We start from the raw sequence: 15,505 nt of genomic DNA on the forward strand, positions 1-15,505 counted from the left end.
GGCCGCCGGGTGTTCCTCACAACTCCAGTACGTCCAGGACCGCCTGGGCGACTTCTTCGGGTGTGCGACCGTCCGTCGCCACCACCGCCACGGCGACCTCCTCGTACAGGTGCCGCCGCGCCTCCATCAACTCACGCCACTGCCGACGTGGATCGACCGCGAGCAACGGCCGGGCCGCGTTCAGACCTGTCCGCCTGACCGCCTCCTCCACGTCCATCGACAGATAGACCACCCGGTGCTCCGACAACAACGCGCGGGTCTCCCCGTCGAGAACCGCACCACCGCCCAGAGCCACCACACCCCCGTGCTCCGCCAATGCCCGCCGCACCGACCGCCTCTCCAACTCCCGGAAAGCGGCCTCGCCCTCGTCGACGAAGATCTCCGCGATGGCCCGCCCCTCCCCCGCCACGATGTCCTCGTCCGTGTCCCGGTAGACGACCCCCAGCCGCTCCGCCAGCAACCCCCCGACGGTGGACTTCCCCACACCCATCGGACCCACCAGCACGATCACAGGCACGACGCTCACCGGATCACGAGACTGTCGAGGTACGAGCAGACGTTGCGGCGAGTCTCGGGCACGCTGTCGCCACCGAACTTCTCCGCAACCGCATCCGCCAGCACCAACGCCACCATCGCCTCCGCAACGATCCCGGCCGCCGGCACCGCACACACATCCGAGCGCTGATGATGCGCCTGCGCCGCCTCACCCGTCACCACGTCGACCGTGCGCAGCGCCCGCGGCACCGTCGCGATCGGCTTCATCGCCGCCCGCACCCGCAGCACCTCGCCCGTCGACAGGCCGCCCTCCGTACCACCGGAACGACCCGACGCCCGCCGGATCCCCTCCGGCGTCGCCACGATCTCGTCGTGCGCCTGCGAACCCGGCACCCGCGCCAGCCCGAACCCGTCACCGAGTTCCACACCCTTGATCGCCTGGATCCCCATCAGCGCGGCGGCCAGCCGGGCATCCAGCTTCCGGTCCCAGTGCACATGCGAACCCAGGCCCACCGGCACCCCGTACGCCAGCACCTCCACCACACCGCCCAGCGTGTCCCCGTCCTTGTGGGCCCGGTCGATCTCCGCGACCATCGCCTTCGACGCGCCCGCATCCAGACAGCGCACCGGATCCGCGTCCAGCCGCTCCACATCGGCGGGCGTGGGGCAGACACCGTACGGCGCCCTCGCCGCCGCCAGCTCCACCACATGCGAGACGACCTCGATGCCCGCGGTCTCCTTCAGATACGACCGGACCATCGCACCCAGCGCCACCCGCGCCGCCGTCTCCCGTGCCGAGGCCCGCTCCAGCACCGGACGCGCCTCGCCGAACCCGTACTTCTGCATCCCCGCCAGATCCGCATGACCCGGCCGCGGCCGGGTCAACGGCTCATTCCGCGCCAACCCCGCCAGAATCCCGGGGTCGACGGGATCGGCCGCCATGACCTGCTCCCACTTCGGCCACTCCGTGTTCCCCACCATCACCGCGACCGGCGACCCCAACGTCAGCCCGTGCCGCACCCCGCCCAGAAACGTGACCTCGTCCCGCTCGAACTTCATCCGCGCGCCCCGGCCGTATCCCAGCCGCCGCCGCGCCAGATGGTCCGCCACCATCTCCGTGGTGACCGGCACACCGGCGGGAAGCCCCTCCAGCGTCGCGACGAGTGCGGGACCGTGGGACTCCCCCGCGGTAAGCCAACGCAGCCTGCTCAACGGTGCTCCTCTGCCGGTCCGATGGGGTTCAGCGGGCGCCGGTGGCCGGGGAACAGCCGCCGCAGCTCCTCGTGGAACCCCGGGAAGGTCTTCGCGACACAGGCCGGGTCGTCCAGCGAGACCGTCCCCGGCACCGCGAGCCCGAGGACCGAGAACGACATGGCGATCCGGTGGTCACGCCTGCAGACGACATGGGCACGGCGCGGCACCCCGGGACGAACGGTGATCCAGTCCGGCCCCTCGGCGGTGTCGATGCCGCACGCGCGCAGGTTCTCCGCGACGGCGGCGACCCGGTCGGACTCCTTCAGCCGCGCGTGCGCGATACCGCGGACGGTGACCGGTGCGTCGGCCAGCGGCGCGATGGCGGCGAGGGTCATGAAGGTGTCGGAGATGTCACCCAGCACTCGTCGCGCGGAGTGCTGCGCACCGGGACGCCGAGGTCGGTCAGGGCGGTGCGGAACGCGAGGGTGTCGTCGCTGACCAGCGGGGCGTGCAGCCGTGTCGTGCCGGATGCGGCGGCGGCCAGCAGCAGGGCCCGGTTGGTGATGCTTTTCGAGCCGGGAATGCGGGCGGTCAGGACGGCGCTCCCCGGTGCGGGCGGTGCCGTGGCGGTGGCTGAAGCGAGCGGTGTGGTGACGGTGGCTGGTGCGGGCAGGTCGGTGCTCATCGGGGGTCCTTCGGCAGGCGGGGGTGCGGGAAGCGGTGGAGCGGCCGGGCGGAGTGCGCTCGGTCGCCCGCCGCCCGGCCGGGTCTCAGGTCGTCCGCGCGGACAGCACCTCGCTCGACAGCGCGGCGACGAGGCGTACGCCGTCCTCGGTGAGCAGTGATTCGGCGTGGAACTGCATCGAGGCGAAGTGCGGGCCCCGCAGTGCGTGCACCTCGCCGGTGCCGGGGTCGCGGCTCACCTGTACCGGGCCGACGCCGTCGCACCGTGCCTCGTCCTCGGCGCTGTGGGCCGCGAACGTGTTGTAGAAGCCGACGCGTTCCCGGCTCCCGAAGAAGTCGATCTCCCGCTGCACGCCCTGGTTGGGGACCTCCCGGCGGACCAGCGGGAAGCCCAGCCGGGTGCTGAGCACCTGGTGGCTGAGGCAGACGGCGAGGAACGGGCGGCGTTCGCGCAGCAGGGTGTCGACGGCGCCGCGCAGGTGCGCGATCTTCGGGTCGTCGGTCTGCCGGGGGTCGCCGGGACCGGGGCCCATGATGACGAGGTCGTGCCCGTCGAAGTCGTACGGCTCGTCGAAGCGGCGGACCGTCACCGTGAGCCCCAGCGAGCGCAGTTGGTGGTCGAGCATCCAGGTGAAGGTGTCCTCGGCGTCCACCACCAGGGTGCTGCGGCCGCTGAGGTCCGGTACGGCACACCGGCGAGCGGTGTCCTTGGCCAGCCAGAAACCGGCGAGCGTGGCGTTGCGCCGCTCCAGGACCGACCGGACCTCCGGGTGGACCGCGAACCGGACCGGCACGGCCGGGTCCGGGGTCCGGGCGCGCGTGGCCCGCGGGTCCTGGCCGGGTTCGCCGCCCGCGGCCGGGGGGTCCGGGCGGGCAGGTCCCGCATCCGCCCGGAGGGCGGCGAGCAGGCCGGCCGCCTTCGCCCGGGTCTCAGCGACCTCCGAGGCGGCGTCGGAGTGGCGTACGAGGGTGGCGCCGACGCCGATCCGCACCCGGCCCGCCGCGTCGATGTCGGCGGTGCGGATGACGATGGACGAGTCGAGCGCGGGTGCGCCGTTGGTGTCCCGGCCGATGAGGGCCAGCACGCCGCTGTAGTAGCCGCGGCCGTGCGGCTCGTACCGGCTGATGACCCGGCAGGCGCTCTCCAGTGGGCTGCCGGTGACGGTCGGGGCGAACATCCCCTCGCGCAGGATCAGGCGCGGGTCGAGTTCGCTGTGGCCCTCGATGAAGTACTCGGTGTGCGCGAGCCGTGCCATCTCCTTGAGCTGCGGGCCCGCCACGCGTCCGCCGGCCCGGCAGATCCTGGCCATCATCTTCAGCTCTTCGTCGACGACCATGTACAGCTCGTCGGCCTCCTTGCGGTCGGCGAGGAAGTCCAGGACGCCGGAGAGGGTCGGGCCGGTGGCCGGATAGCGGTAGGTGCCGCTGATGGGGTTCATGACGGCGGTGCCGCCGGTGAGGCTGATGTGCCGTTCGGGGGTGGCGCCCACGAAGGTGCGTTCCCCGGTGTGGACGACGAAGGTCCAGTAGGCGCCCGACTCCCCGAGCAGCAGCCGCCGGAAGAACGACAGCGCGCTGTGGTGGGTGTAGTCGGTGATGTCCGCGACGAAGGAGCGCTTGATGACGAAGTTGGCGCCCTCCCCCTCGCCGATCTCGTCGGCGATGACCTTGCGGACGATCCCGGCGTAGGCGTCGTCCGTGATGTCGAAGTGCTCGCCGGTCAGGGCGATCGGCGTGACCGGCAGCCGGTGCAGCGCCTCGGCGACCGGCAGTCGCCCCTGGCCGGTCACGGTCATCGCGAGGAGCGGTGCGCGGTCGTCCACGCAGGCGAAGCCGCGTTCGGCGATCTGCCGGTACGGGATGAGCGCCAGGACCTCGTGGTGTGCGGTGCCGGGGAGGGGCAGGTGTGCCGGATCGGGGAGGTCGGCGAGGGTCGCGGGGGCCGAGATGTCGCCGACGAGCACGTCCAGCGTGGCCGGGCCGGTGGCCTCCGGCCGGTGCAGCAGAGCGTAGGCGGGGGGCCGGGGGGCCAGGATCCGGTCGAGCAGTCCGGCCGCCGGGACGGTGGGCCGGGCTGCCGTCCGGTCCACCGTCATGCGGTCACCTCGGGGGCGTCGGCGAGGCGGACCGTGGTGGCCGCCTCCAGGGCGGCGACGACGGTGTCGGTGGTGGTGACCACGGCGCAGCGCTGGGCCGCGTACTCGACGGCGAGGCGGTGGCGGTCGGCGGAGAAGTCGCCGACGGCGTCGGCCACCAGGAACGGCTGGATGTCGTGGGTGAACGCGTCGACGGCGGTCATCAGTACGCCGACGTGCGCGTACACACCACACAGGAGGAGCTGGTCGCGGCCGTGCCCGCGCAGCCAGCCCAGCAGTCCGGAGCGGAAGAAGGCGCTGTAGCGCCACTTGGTGAACACCGCGTCCCGCGGAGCGGGGGTGAGCGGTTCGACCACCTCGCGGTCGGCGAGGTCGACGCGCATGCCCGGCCCCCAGAAGTCCTTCAGCAACCCGCGTTCCGATTCCGTCATGCCGCCGGGCTGGGCCGTGTAGCCGACCGGTATGCCCAGCTCGGCGGCCAGGCCGCGCAACCGGGTGGCGTTGTGCACGAGCGGGCCGCGGACGGCGTCCGGGAACGGTCGCAGGAAGTAGCGCTGCATGTCGTGGACGAGCAGGGCCGCCCGGTCGGGGTGCACGGTCCAGCGCGCGGTGTTGGGCGGCAGGTCCTGGGCCCGCGGCAGCGGGTAGGGCTCGATGGGGGGTATGCCCGCCATGTCATTCCTTTCCTGGGGTTCCTGGTCGGTGCCGGAGGTGTGCGCCGCGGTCAGGCGGCGACCGCGGGCGCCGCCTGACGGCTCACCCACCAGGCGCCGACCGCGGCCAGGGCCTGGGCGGGGTTGAGCCGCGGGTCGCAGAAACTGGTGTAGTCGGAGCCGACGGTGTCGAGGGCGGACTCGTCGGTGACGCACTCGCTGACGTCGTCGGGGGTGGTCTCCAGGTGCAGGCCGCCGGGTACGCCGCCCGCGGTCACGACCGCGGTCTGGAACCGTTCGATCTCCTGCGTGACCGTGCGGACGAGGCGGGTCTTCAGCCCGCCGGGAGCGGTGACGGTGTTGCCGTGCATGGGGTCGCTCAGCCAGATCACCGGGTGCCCGGCGGCGCGTACGGCCTCGACGAGCCCGGGCAGCCGCGCGACCACCGCGTCGGCGCCCATCCGGGCGATCAGGGTGAGCCGGCCGGGAGTGCGCGCGGGGTCCAGGCGCTCGCACAGGGCGAGGAGTTCGTCGGCCGTCATCGTGGGGCCGACCTTGCAGGCGACGGGGTTGGCCACCTGGGCGAGCAGGGTCACGTGGGCGCCGTCGACCTGCCGGGTCCGCTCGCCGATCCATGGCCAGTGGGTGGAGGTGAGCAGCGGCCGGCCGGCCGTGTTCCGGCGGACCAGGGGGATTTCGTAGTCCAGCAGCAGGGCCTCGTGGCTGGTCCAGACGGGGGCGCCGATCGGGGCGGTGCCCCGCGGGCCGTGCCGGTCGAGGTGGCCCATGACGGCGGCGGCCGCCCGGTAGGCGGTGAGGATGCGGTCCGGGTCGGGGACGCGCAGGACCGGGTCGGGCAGCGGGCTGTTGACCATGTGGCCGCGGTAGGAGGGGAGTTCGAGGCCGCCGACGGTCTCGAAGGGCTGCGAACGAGGTTTGGCGTACTGGCCGGCGATCCGGCCGACGCGCACCACCGGTCTGCCGCTCTCCATCTCCAGTGCGCCGGCCAGCATGTTGAGCAGTCCCGCCTTGCGTGCGACGTGGTCGGCGGTGCTCTCCGCGGTGTCCTCGGCGCAGTCGCCCGCTTGCATCACCTGGGCCTCACCGGCCGCGACCCGGGCGAGCAGGCCGTGCAGGGTGTCGACGTCCTCGGCGGCCACCAGCGGGGGAAGTCCCGCCAGTTCCTCGCGGACCTGTCTGAGGCGGGTGGTGTCCGCCCAGGGCGGCTGCTGGAAAGCCGTCTCGTAGCTGATGTCGAGCAGCACGTCGTCCACTGTTTCTCCGATCATGGATGGCCGTTTGGAAAAACCTTTCCGCCACTTTCCGTTCATACGGCATCAATGGCGGCTGGCAGGGAAATGAAAGAAGAACAAGCAATCGGCCACGGCGCCGGACTCGAACCCCCCGTCCAAGGCCGACGTGTCCCGTCGGCACCACCGAGCATGTACAGCGCGGAATGGGCTGCCAATGATTTCCGCTGTGATGTGTCAGGTGCCCGGAAGTCCGTCAAGTCCCGCGTTTCGTACGGGTGCCGGATGCTTTGCTCCCCACGGCCGTTGCGTTTGTCGTGGGTGGTGACGCGCTGAAATCAAAGAAGGCAGGCGGTACGCGGACCGCCTGCCTTCATGATGTGTACGCGAATGAAAATCCGGAGAAAGGGCCGGAGACAGGGAAACGGGGAATGTCAGCGGGGCCGGCAGGAGAGCGCGACAACGGTGTGCGCGGCCGAGGCGAGGGTGACGTGCCGGTGCCATCCGCCGAAGGACCGTCCGGTGAAGTCACGGATGCCCACGCCGTCGGAGATCTCCGTGACGTCCCGGTCGACCTTCTCGGTGAGTTTGCTCAGGCGTACCAGCACACCTGGTTGCGCATGGGTCATGTTGGTCAGCCACAGCCGGGTCCGGCCGCGCCGGCGCTTGTCCTGCACGCCGAGCAGGGCCAGGTCGCCGCAGCCGGTCTGCCCCGGGGCCGAGACGGGCAGGGCGACCCGTACCGTGGCCGCCAGGTGGGTGTGGCGTGCGAGGTCGAGACGGGAGTCGGTCCAGCTGGCGGGGCGCCGCAGATCCCGGGCGAGGTCCATGATCTGGGCCGCTGGCAGCACCCTGCCGCCGCTCGCGGGCAGCAGTGGATCGGTCACGGTCAGGCACAGGTCGCGGGCGGCGCGCACCATGAGGGGCACACCGGAGGCGACGAACTCCTGGAAGATCGTCGCCGTGTGGCCTTCGCAGGTGTCAACGACCAGGGGCCGCGTCGGGAGCCCCCAGCCCAGCACGGTCTCGGCACAGGCCCCGACCAGGCATTCGGTCAGGGTCTCGGGTCTCATGCCGTCGGGTATCGCGACCTGAGTGCGCCGGTGACTGTCCTTGAGCCAGGTCTTCGGCAGGTGCAGGCGCCAGTTGAGCGGTGCGGTCAGTTCGTCCGAGGCGGCCCATACGCCGATCGCCCGCTGGGCGTTGAGCACTTGTCCGAGGTCCGGGAAGAAATGCCGGTCCACGCCGACGGAATGACGTCCGGATTTCGGGATGATCATGGGTTGGGCGACCCATGCCTGAGGCTGCGCCATGGCCAGCAAATGACCGGCCAGCGCCTGCCGCATGGGCACCCAGTCCCAGGTGGAGGAGGAAATGAAATGGTGCAGGTTCTGTTCCGAGACGTGGTCTTCGAACAGTGCCGCGATGGCGCGTATGGATTTCCGCCCCTCGGCCTCCAGAAGGCCACGTAAATAGTAGATGCCCTTCCGGTACTGGTCACTTCGGGGCAGTGAGGCGAAGAGCCGGGAGCAGAGTTCGGCGAAGGTCACGTCGTGTGCGTGTGCCGGAGGTACGGGGATCGTTCCACGCCCCGTGGTCGCGGGAAGCAGGTCTACGTAGGTCACGGGTCTCCTTGTTGCCGCCTGGCTGCGAAGGATGGGCAGGCTTCGGCGTGCCGCCGGCGGCCGAAACCGGTTCGCCCCGGCCGCCTCGGACGGACGTGACTCGGAAGGACTCGGGAACCGGCTCCGCGGGCTGGCCCGGCGGGCGGCGTTCGCGGGCGGCACCCGATCCACGCGTGCGACGACATCGTTGCCGCGCCGGCAGGTCCCCCCGTACCGGACACGCCTGCCGACGGCCGCGCCGCGGCCCCGGCGTCGCATGCGTGACCTGCGACACCATCCCCTCCTCCAGGAACTGCCGTGACGTCACCCCCATGACGGCCCTCCAGACTGTAACGACCACAGATGGTGACGGCCACCATACGGAACGAGAGTGTCAAGTCGGGGTCAAGCGCACCCGTTTCCGGACCTGGATCAAGCCACCGACGCGGCGGGCGGCCTGACGCGACGGCAGCGGCCGGTCCGGCCGGGCCCGGCGAGCGCCGCGGGAACGCCAGGCCGCCGGACCGGCCGTGCGGGCTACTCGGCCGCCGCCTGCCGCGGCACCCAGCGCACCGCCAGACAGCCGAGCCCCAGCGACAGGGCGCTCGCCACCGCGATCGCCACGTGCATGCCGGAGACGAAGGCGTCCTTGGCCTCCCGGGCCGCGGCCGCGGTGATGCCCGGCGCCTCCAGCGTCTCGCCCAGGGTGCCGGCGAGGTCCGGCCCGAGGAGCCGGAAGCAGACGGCCGCCAGGGAGCCGAGCAGCGAGATGCCGAGGGCGTTGCCGAGTTCGTTGCTCATCTCGGCGATGGACGCCGCCGATCCGGCCCGCTCGGCGGGCACGGCCGCGACGGCGGTCTCCGCGACGAGACTGAAGGACAGGCCGTAGCCGATGCCCGCGATCATCGTGGAGGCGATGAACGCCGCCACCCCGCCGCCGACCCCGGCGAACAGCATCAACAACAGGCCGACGCCCATGGCGAAGTGCGAAGCGATGAGGGCCGCGCGCTTGCCGACGCGGTCGACGATCGCGCTGGTGCCGACGCAGGTCACGGTGAGGACGACCGCGCCGGGCACGGCCAGCAGGGCCGAGGCGAGCACGCTGTGGCCGAGAACCGACTGGAGGTAGACGCCGCTGAGGTAGCCGGCCGCGGCCCAGGCGACCAGCGAGAGCAGACCGGTGAGGATCGCGACGGTGAAGACCCGGTCGCGGAACAGCCTCAGGTCGAGCAGGGGGTACTCCAGGGTGAACTGCCTGCGCACGAACAGCACCACGATCACCAGGCCGACGGCGCCGATGAGCAGCTGGGACATGGAGAAGCCCGACGCGGCGGCCGACTTGACGGAGTACACGGTCAGCAGGATGCCGACGGCGGACAGCAGCACGCTCAGCGCGTCCACCCGTCCCGGGCTCGCCTCGCGCACCTCCTTCAGCAGCACGGGCGCGAAGGCGAGGAACAGGACGACGACCGGGATGTTGATCAGGAAGACGGATCCCCAGGCGAAGCGGTTGAGCAGCAGACCACCGACGATGGGACCGACCGCGAACCCGGCGGCGAAGGTCGCCGCGAAGATGCCGATGGCCTGGGCCCGCTGCTTCGGGTTGCGGAAGATGTTGCTGATGATCGCCAGGCCCGAGGGCAGCAGCGTCGCGCCGCCGAGTCCCATGAGGGCCCGGCAGACAATGAGCACCTCGGGGTTCGGGGAGAACGCCGCGCCGACCGAGCCGGCTCCGAAGACGACCGCCCCCACGAGCAGGAACTTGAGCCGGCCGTAGCGGTCACCGAGGTTGCCGAACGCGATGAGCAGCGACGAGACCACGAAGCCGTAGATGTCGAGGATCCACAGGGCCTGGTCGGTGGTGGGGGTGATCGCGGAGGTGATGCTCGGCATCGCGAGGTAGAGCACGGAGCCGTCCATCGCGACGAGGGCGACCGGACCGAGCACGATCAGGAGGCCCAGCCAGGCACGCCGGTCGGCACGCTCCGCGACTAAATCCAGGGAAGTCACGGGCAACCTTTCAAGGGAAGGTGCGAAGTTGTTCACGCAAAGTCGGACACGTTCGTCGGCACACCATGCATACGGTGTACGCGAATATCACGCGTATGGCGTACGCGAAACGCCTGGCGTACGCCGTACGCGTGATTGTGCGTACGGCGTACCCATACCGCTGGTTAGACTACAGCATGGCCATCAAGACGCAAGGCGGGCAGGCGAGTTCACTCGGACTCACCCGACGCGCCATCATCAGCGCCGCGATCCGCATCGCCGACGCGGAGGGCATCGCCGCACTCTCCATGCGGCGCCTAGCCCACGACCTCGACTCCGGGGTCATGTCCCTGTACCGGCACATCGCGAACAAGGACGAGCTGCTCACGGCGATCACCCGCTCGGTCTGTGAGGAACACCCCTATCCGTCCCCACCACCACCGCACTGGCGCGACGCCGTACGGCTCGCGGTCGAACTCGACCGGGAGGTCTACCGCAAGCATCCGTGGACCCTCGTCACCCAGGCGTCCGCCCGCCACTTCTCCGACACCACGTGCCTCGACTGGATGACGGACGCGCTCGCCGATCTGACCGACGACCCCGAGCTGGCCCGCACGCTCACCCTCACCGTCTGGTCGTATGTGCAGGGCGCCTCCATCCAGCGCGTGGCGCAGCAGCTCCTGCCCGGCGACGACGAACCCGGCCAGTCACCGATCAGACCCACCGAGGACGACTTCGCGGTGGGCCTGGAGGTACTGCTCGACGGCTTCGCACAGCAGGCCGCGAACGCCTGGCCCCGGCCCCGGCGGAGTCCGTAGCCAGGACGTTCGGCGGAGTCCGGGGCCAGGGCGCTCGGCGGGCCGCTCCGGAGAGTGTCCGCCCGGAAATCCCGTCGTTGTCCCGGTATGGCACTTCCTCAGGAATTCCTGGTCCGGCACAACGGCGAGACACCCACCGCGCAAGCCCTGGTTCCGCTCGCCTTCATGGGGTACGCCCACTTCACGGCGATGCAGGTGCGCGGGGGCCGGATCCGCGGCCTCGACCTGCACCTGGCGCGGCTGCGGCACGGCTCGCTGGAGCTCTTCGGCCGCACCACGCCCGATGACCGGGTACGGGCCCAACTGCGGGACGCGCTACGGGACGCACCCGCCGACCTCTCCCTGACGGTCACGCTCCACGACCCGGCCGGCGAGTTCACCCCCACCGACCCCGGCACCTTCCCTCACGTGCTGATCCGCACCGCGCCACCCGCGAACGGCCCCAAGGGGCCGCTGGCGCTCTCGGCGGTGCGCCACGAACGGTTCCTGCCGTCGGTGAAACACGTCGGCGAACCGGCCAAGACGTTCTTCCTGCGCCAGGCGGTGGCCCAGGGCTTCGACGACGCCGCCTTCCTCGACCGCCGGGGCCGGCTCAGCGAGGCGTCCATCTGGAACCTCGCGTTCTGGGACGGTTCCGGTGTGGTCTGGCCGTCCGCCGAGATGCTCCACGGGGTCACCATGGGCATCGTCCGCAGGCAGTTGGACCGCCTGGACGTCCCGCAGCGCGAGGCGGACATCACCCTCGCCGACCTGCCCTCACTGGCCGGCTGCGCCGTGCTGAACTCCTGGACCCCGGGCGTCGCGGTGCACCGGATCGGCCAGGTACCGCTGCCGGAGGCCCCCGCCTTCCTCGACCTCCTGCACCGCGCCTACGAGGCCGAACCCCTCGGCACCGCGTGAGCACCGCCGCAGGACGACCACCGCGAACCGCCGATTGAACACCGGCGTATGAGCACCGCCGCATGAACGGCACATGACGAGCACCGCCGCGTGAGCGGCGCCGTACGAGTACCGTACGGAACGGCCTCAGGCCCTGCGCCGGAATACCCGCGCGGGGCCCTTCTTCTCTTCCGGTATTCCGTGGCCGGGAATAGCACGCCGCCGCACCCGACCTGACGGATCCGTGGTGTTTTTCTCCGCGCGTCCGATCCGGTCTGCTTAGCATCTGGGCGGGGATCCCTGACCGGCGCTTTTTCTCGCGGATCCCCGAGGACGAACCGCTCTGCCGATGCGCATCTTTCCTTTCCCCCCACGACACCGATCCGCCAACTATGCGACGCGGAGGCAACATTGCGACTTGCGCAAGTAATGGAAGACGTCTTTGAGCGCCATGCGGACCGGCCCGCCGTCGCTGAACGCGCGAAGGAGTTCGTGCGGGACGCCCGGACCGGACGGGTGTCGGTCCGGCTGCTGCCACGCTACGCAACGACCAGCTACCGCGAACTATGGGACCGCATCCGTGCGGTGGCGAGCGAATGGCACCGCCATCCCGAGCGGCCGCTGAGCGCGGGCGACCGGGTGGCCCTGCTCGGCTTCACCAGCCGGGACTACGCGACCCTGGACCTGGCCTGCGTCCATCTCGGCACGGTCAGCGTGCCGTTGCAGACCAGCGCCCCGGTCGAGCAGCTGGCGTCCATCGTGGCGGAGACCGAGCCGTTCCTCGTCGCCGCGAGCGTCGAGCGGCTGGACGCGGCGGCCGAACTGGCCCGGCGCACGACGTCGGTGCAGCGCCTGGTCGTCTTCGACCACCACCCGGGCGCCGAGGACCAGGCGGACCGGATCTCCGCCGCCGCCGCACTCCTCGCCGAGGCGGGCCGGGACGTGGACGTGGTCGCCCTGTCGGACGTCCTCGCCCGCGGCGCAAAGCTGCCGCACGCGCCGCTGTACGCGCCCGGCGACGACGAGGACCCCCTCGCGATGCTCATCTACACCTCGGGGAGCACCGGCACCCCGAAGGGCGCCATGTACACCGAGCGGCTGGCCAGGGCGATGTGGGGCGGTGCCTGGTCGAAACTGTTCGCCGGCACCGAGGTCGTCACCGTCAACTACATGCCGATGAGCCATGTCGCCGGCCACTCCTCACTGAAGAACGCGCTGGTGCGCGGCGGTGTCACCTGCTTCACCGCCACCAGCGACCTGTCGACGTTCTTCGAGGACATCGCCCTCATACGCCCCACCGAACTGTCTCTCGTGCCCCGCGTGTGCGAAATGCTCCACCAGCGCTACCGGAGCGAGCTGAACCGGCGCACGGACGCGGGCGCCGACCCCAGGACGGCCGCGGCCGAGGCGCGCGCCCACCTGCGCGACGACGTCCTCGGCGGACGCGTCACCTGGGCCAGCAACAGCTCCGCGCCGCTGTCCGCCGAACTGACCGAGTTCATCGAGGCCCTGCTCGGCATACCGCTGCACATCGTCTACGGGTCCACGGAGGCGGCGGGCATCTCCGTCGACGGCGAACTGCTGCGCCCGCCGGTGACCGACTACAAGCTGGCCGATGTGCCCGAACTGGGCTACTTCCGCACCGACACCCCGCACCCGCGCGGTGAGCTGCTGCTCAGGACCGACGCGGTCATCCCCGGCTACTACCGGCAGCCCGAACTCACGGCGGACCTGTTCGACGCGGACGGCTACTACCGGACCGGGGACATCGTGGCGGCGACGGCGCCGGACCGGATCGCCGTCGTGGACCGCCGCAAGAGCGTCCTCAAGCTGTCCCAGGGCGAGTTCGTGGCGACCTCCCGGCTGGAGGCGTTCTTCGCGGCCGCGCCACTGGTGCGGCAGATCTTCGTCCACGGCAACAGCGAGCGCTCGTACCTGCTCGCCGTCGTCGTGCCCACCACGGACGCCCTGGCCCGGTACGGGGAGGAGAGCGGCCGTCTCGAACAACTGCTCAGCGAATCGTTTCAGCAGATCGCGAAGGACCGGGGCCTCAACTCGTACGAGATTCCCCGTGGCCTGCTCCTGGAGACCGAACCGTTCAGCCAGGCCAACGGGCTGCTCTCGGACCACCGCAAACTGCTGTGGCCCAAGCTCGTGGAGCGGTACGGCGAACGGCTGGAGCAGATGTACGCCGACCTCGCCGAGCGGGAGAGCCAGGAACTGCACGACCTGCGCCGTACGGGCGCCGGCCGGCCGGTCCTTGAGACGGTCCAGCGGGCGGCACGGGCACTGCTCGCCGGTGCCACCGCCGAGGTGAGCCCCGCCGCGCACTTCCGGGACCTCGGCGGCGACTCGCTCTCGGCGGTGTCGCTGTCCGACCTGCTGCACGACACCTTCGGCATCCGGGTGCCCGTCGACGTCATCATCAGCCCGGCGCACGACCTGCGGCAGCTCGCCGCGTACGTCGAGGCCAAGCGGGCGACCGCCACGACCCGGCCCGCGTTCACGTCGGTGCACGGCGCGGACGTCACCGAGGTGTACGCCAAGGACCTCACCCTGGACCGGTTCCTCGACACCCGCACCCTGGACGGCGCCCGGTCGCTGCCGCGCACCGAGGGCGAACCGCGCCATGTCCTGCTGACGGGTGCGAGCGGATACCTGGGCCGGTTCCTCGCCCTGGAGTGGCTGGAGCGGCTCGCCCCCGCGGGCGGCACGCTGACCGTCGTGGTCCGCGGCAAGGACGCGACGGCCGCCCGGCAGCGTCTGACCGACGCCTTCGGCACCGCCGACGCCCGGTTGACCGGACACTTCGCGGAGTTGGCCACCGGGCACCTGGAGGTCCTGGCGGGCGACATCGCCGAGCCCGGACTCGGTCTGGACGAGGCGACCTGGGACCGGCTGGCCGAGCAGGTGGACCTGATCGTCCACGCGGGTGCGCTGGTGAACCACGTCCTGCCCTACAACCACCTCTTCGACGCGAACGTGGTCGGCACCGCCGAACTGATCCGGCTGTCCCTGACCGGCCGGCTCAAGCCGTTCACGTACATCTCCAGCGTGGCCGTGTCCGCGTCCCGGGCAAACGGGCCGCTCGACGAGGACTCCGACGTCCGCGCCGCGCTGCCCGCCCAGCCGGTCGACGACGGGTACGCCAGCGGGTACGCGACGAGCAAGTGGGCCGGTGAGGTGCTGTTGCGCGAGGCGCACGACCTGTGCGGACTGCCGGTGACGGTGTTCCGCTCCAACATGATCCTGGCGCACAGCCGGTACGCCGGGCAGCTCAACGTGCCGGACATGTTCAGCCGGCTGCTGTTCAGCGTCCTCGCCACGGGCCTGGCCCCGCGGTCCTTCTACCGGGCCGCGGACGGCGGACGGCCGCGGGCCCACTACGACGGACTGCCCGTCGACTTCACCGCCGCCGCGGTCGTCGCGCTGGGTCCGGCCGCCGCCGGGTACCGCACCTTCAGCCTCGTGAACCCGCACGACGACGGCGTCTCGCTGGACACGTTCGTGGACTGGCTGGCCGAGGACGGCCACCGCGTCGAACGCATCGAGGACCACCGTGACTGGCTGATCCGCCTGGAAGCCGCCCTCCGAGCCCTGCCGGAGGCACAGCGGCAGCACTCGGTGCTGCCGCTGCTGCACGGCTTCCAGGAGCCGGAGCCGCCGGTGCCCGGCTCGGTCGTGCCGTCGGCCCGCTTCCGGGCGGCCGTCCAGGAGACCGGTATCGGCGCCCTGCGCGACATCCCGCACCTCTCCGCGTCCCTCGTCCGCAAGTACGCCGCGGACCTGCGACGCCTGCTGACCGTCTGACCGGGCGCCCCCCGCCCGGGCCCTCGCCGTCCG

Annotated in this window: 11 protein-coding genes and 1 pseudogene; 3 read left to right on the forward strand and 9 right to left on the reverse strand. The window is 71.3% G+C overall.

What is annotated here, in order from left to right; translation table 11 throughout:
• Positions 1–16 precede the first annotated feature (16 nt).
• The 9 genes and pseudogenes from ACFYPJ_RS21520 to ACFYPJ_RS21560 all read right to left on the reverse strand — a co-directional run bounded on the left by ACFYPJ_RS21520 (position 17) and on the right by ACFYPJ_RS21560 (position 9,896).
• Positions 17–526: a shikimate kinase gene (locus tag ACFYPJ_RS21520; RefSeq protein ID WP_389019369.1), complete on the reverse strand. Its 510-nt coding sequence runs from the start codon at positions 524–526 to the stop codon at positions 17–19.
• On the reverse strand, positions 523–1,707 hold the full coding sequence (gene aroC / locus ACFYPJ_RS21525) for a chorismate synthase (protein WP_389019371.1): 1,185 nt from the start codon (positions 1,705–1,707) through the stop codon (positions 523–525). The genes ACFYPJ_RS21520 and aroC overlap by 4 nt, the downstream gene beginning before the upstream one ends.
• A pseudogene (locus ACFYPJ_RS21530) lies at positions 1,704–2,108 on the reverse strand (3-phosphoshikimate 1-carboxyvinyltransferase); the annotation flags it as partial. The pseudogene ACFYPJ_RS21530 and the gene aroC, both read right to left, overlap by 4 nt.
• On the reverse strand, positions 2,081–2,374 hold the full coding sequence (locus ACFYPJ_RS21535) for a hypothetical protein (protein ID WP_389019373.1): 294 nt from the start codon (positions 2,372–2,374) through the stop codon (positions 2,081–2,083). The pseudogene ACFYPJ_RS21530 and the gene ACFYPJ_RS21535, both read right to left, overlap by 28 nt.
• An 85-nt stretch (positions 2,375–2,459) precedes the next feature.
• Positions 2,460–4,469: an anthranilate synthase family protein gene (locus ACFYPJ_RS21540; RefSeq protein WP_389019376.1), complete on the reverse strand. Its 2,010-nt coding sequence runs from the start codon at positions 4,467–4,469 to the stop codon at positions 2,460–2,462.
• On the reverse strand, positions 4,466–5,143 hold the full coding sequence (locus ACFYPJ_RS21545; protein WP_389019379.1) for an isochorismatase family protein: 678 nt from the start codon (positions 5,141–5,143) through the stop codon (positions 4,466–4,468). Before ACFYPJ_RS21545 ends, ACFYPJ_RS21540 begins: the two co-directional genes overlap by 4 nt.
• A 50-nt stretch (positions 5,144–5,193) precedes the next feature.
• A complete protein-coding gene (locus ACFYPJ_RS21550; RefSeq protein WP_389019698.1) occupies positions 5,194–6,396 on the reverse strand; it encodes a 3-deoxy-7-phosphoheptulonate synthase in 1,203 nt (400 codons plus the stop codon).
• Between the two features lie 410 nt (positions 6,397–6,806).
• Positions 6,807–7,997 (reverse strand): IS701 family transposase, encoded by a 1,191-nt coding sequence (locus ACFYPJ_RS21555; protein ID WP_389019382.1) that lies wholly within the window; start codon positions 7,995–7,997, stop codon positions 6,807–6,809.
• Positions 7,998–8,513: 516 nt separating this feature from the next.
• Positions 8,514–9,896, reverse strand: coding sequence for an MFS transporter (locus ACFYPJ_RS21560; RefSeq protein ID WP_389019701.1), 1,383 nt, complete (start codon positions 9,894–9,896; stop codon positions 8,514–8,516).
• 266 nt (positions 9,897–10,162) lie between these two features.
• Between ACFYPJ_RS21560 and ACFYPJ_RS21565 the strand changes: the two genes are divergently transcribed.
• The 3 genes from ACFYPJ_RS21565 (at position 10,163) to car (ending at position 15,472) form a co-directional block, all read left to right on the forward strand.
• A complete protein-coding gene (locus tag ACFYPJ_RS21565) occupies positions 10,163–10,783 on the forward strand; it encodes a TetR/AcrR family transcriptional regulator (protein WP_389019385.1) in 621 nt (206 codons plus the stop codon).
• 87 nt (positions 10,784–10,870) lie between these two features.
• Positions 10,871–11,683, forward strand: coding sequence for an aminotransferase class IV family protein (locus ACFYPJ_RS21570; protein ID WP_389019388.1), 813 nt, complete (start codon positions 10,871–10,873; stop codon positions 11,681–11,683).
• Between the two features lie 279 nt (positions 11,684–11,962).
• Positions 11,963–15,472 (forward strand): carboxylic acid reductase, encoded by a 3,510-nt coding sequence (gene car / locus ACFYPJ_RS21575; RefSeq protein WP_389019704.1) that lies wholly within the window; start codon positions 11,963–11,965, stop codon positions 15,470–15,472.
• Positions 15,473–15,505 lie beyond the last annotated feature (33 nt).

This window comes from Streptomyces sp. NPDC006012, assembly GCF_042871185.1.
GTDB lineage: Bacteria > Actinomycetota > Actinomycetes > Streptomycetales > Streptomycetaceae > Streptomyces.

Bases quoted from the DNA above. Each gene is read 5' to 3' on its own strand.
- ACFYPJ_RS21545 (WP_389019379.1), bottom strand. From the start codon at position 5,143: ATGGCGGGCATACCCCCCATCGAGCCCTACCCGCTGCCGCGGGCCCAG.
- ACFYPJ_RS21560 (WP_389019701.1), bottom strand. From the start codon at position 9,896: ATGGACGGCTCCGTGCTCTACCTCGCGATGCCGAGCATCACCTCCGCG.
- ACFYPJ_RS21565 (WP_389019385.1), top strand. From the start codon at position 10,163: ATGGCCATCAAGACGCAAGGCGGGCAGGCGAGTTCACTCGGACTCACC.
- ACFYPJ_RS21535 (WP_389019373.1), bottom strand. From the start codon at position 2,374: ATGAGCACCGACCTGCCCGCACCAGCCACCGTCACCACACCGCTCGCT.
- ACFYPJ_RS21570 (WP_389019388.1), top strand. From the start codon at position 10,871: ATGGCACTTCCTCAGGAATTCCTGGTCCGGCACAACGGCGAGACACCC.
- ACFYPJ_RS21540 (WP_389019376.1), bottom strand. From the start codon at position 4,469: ATGACGGTGGACCGGACGGCAGCCCGGCCCACCGTCCCGGCGGCCGGA.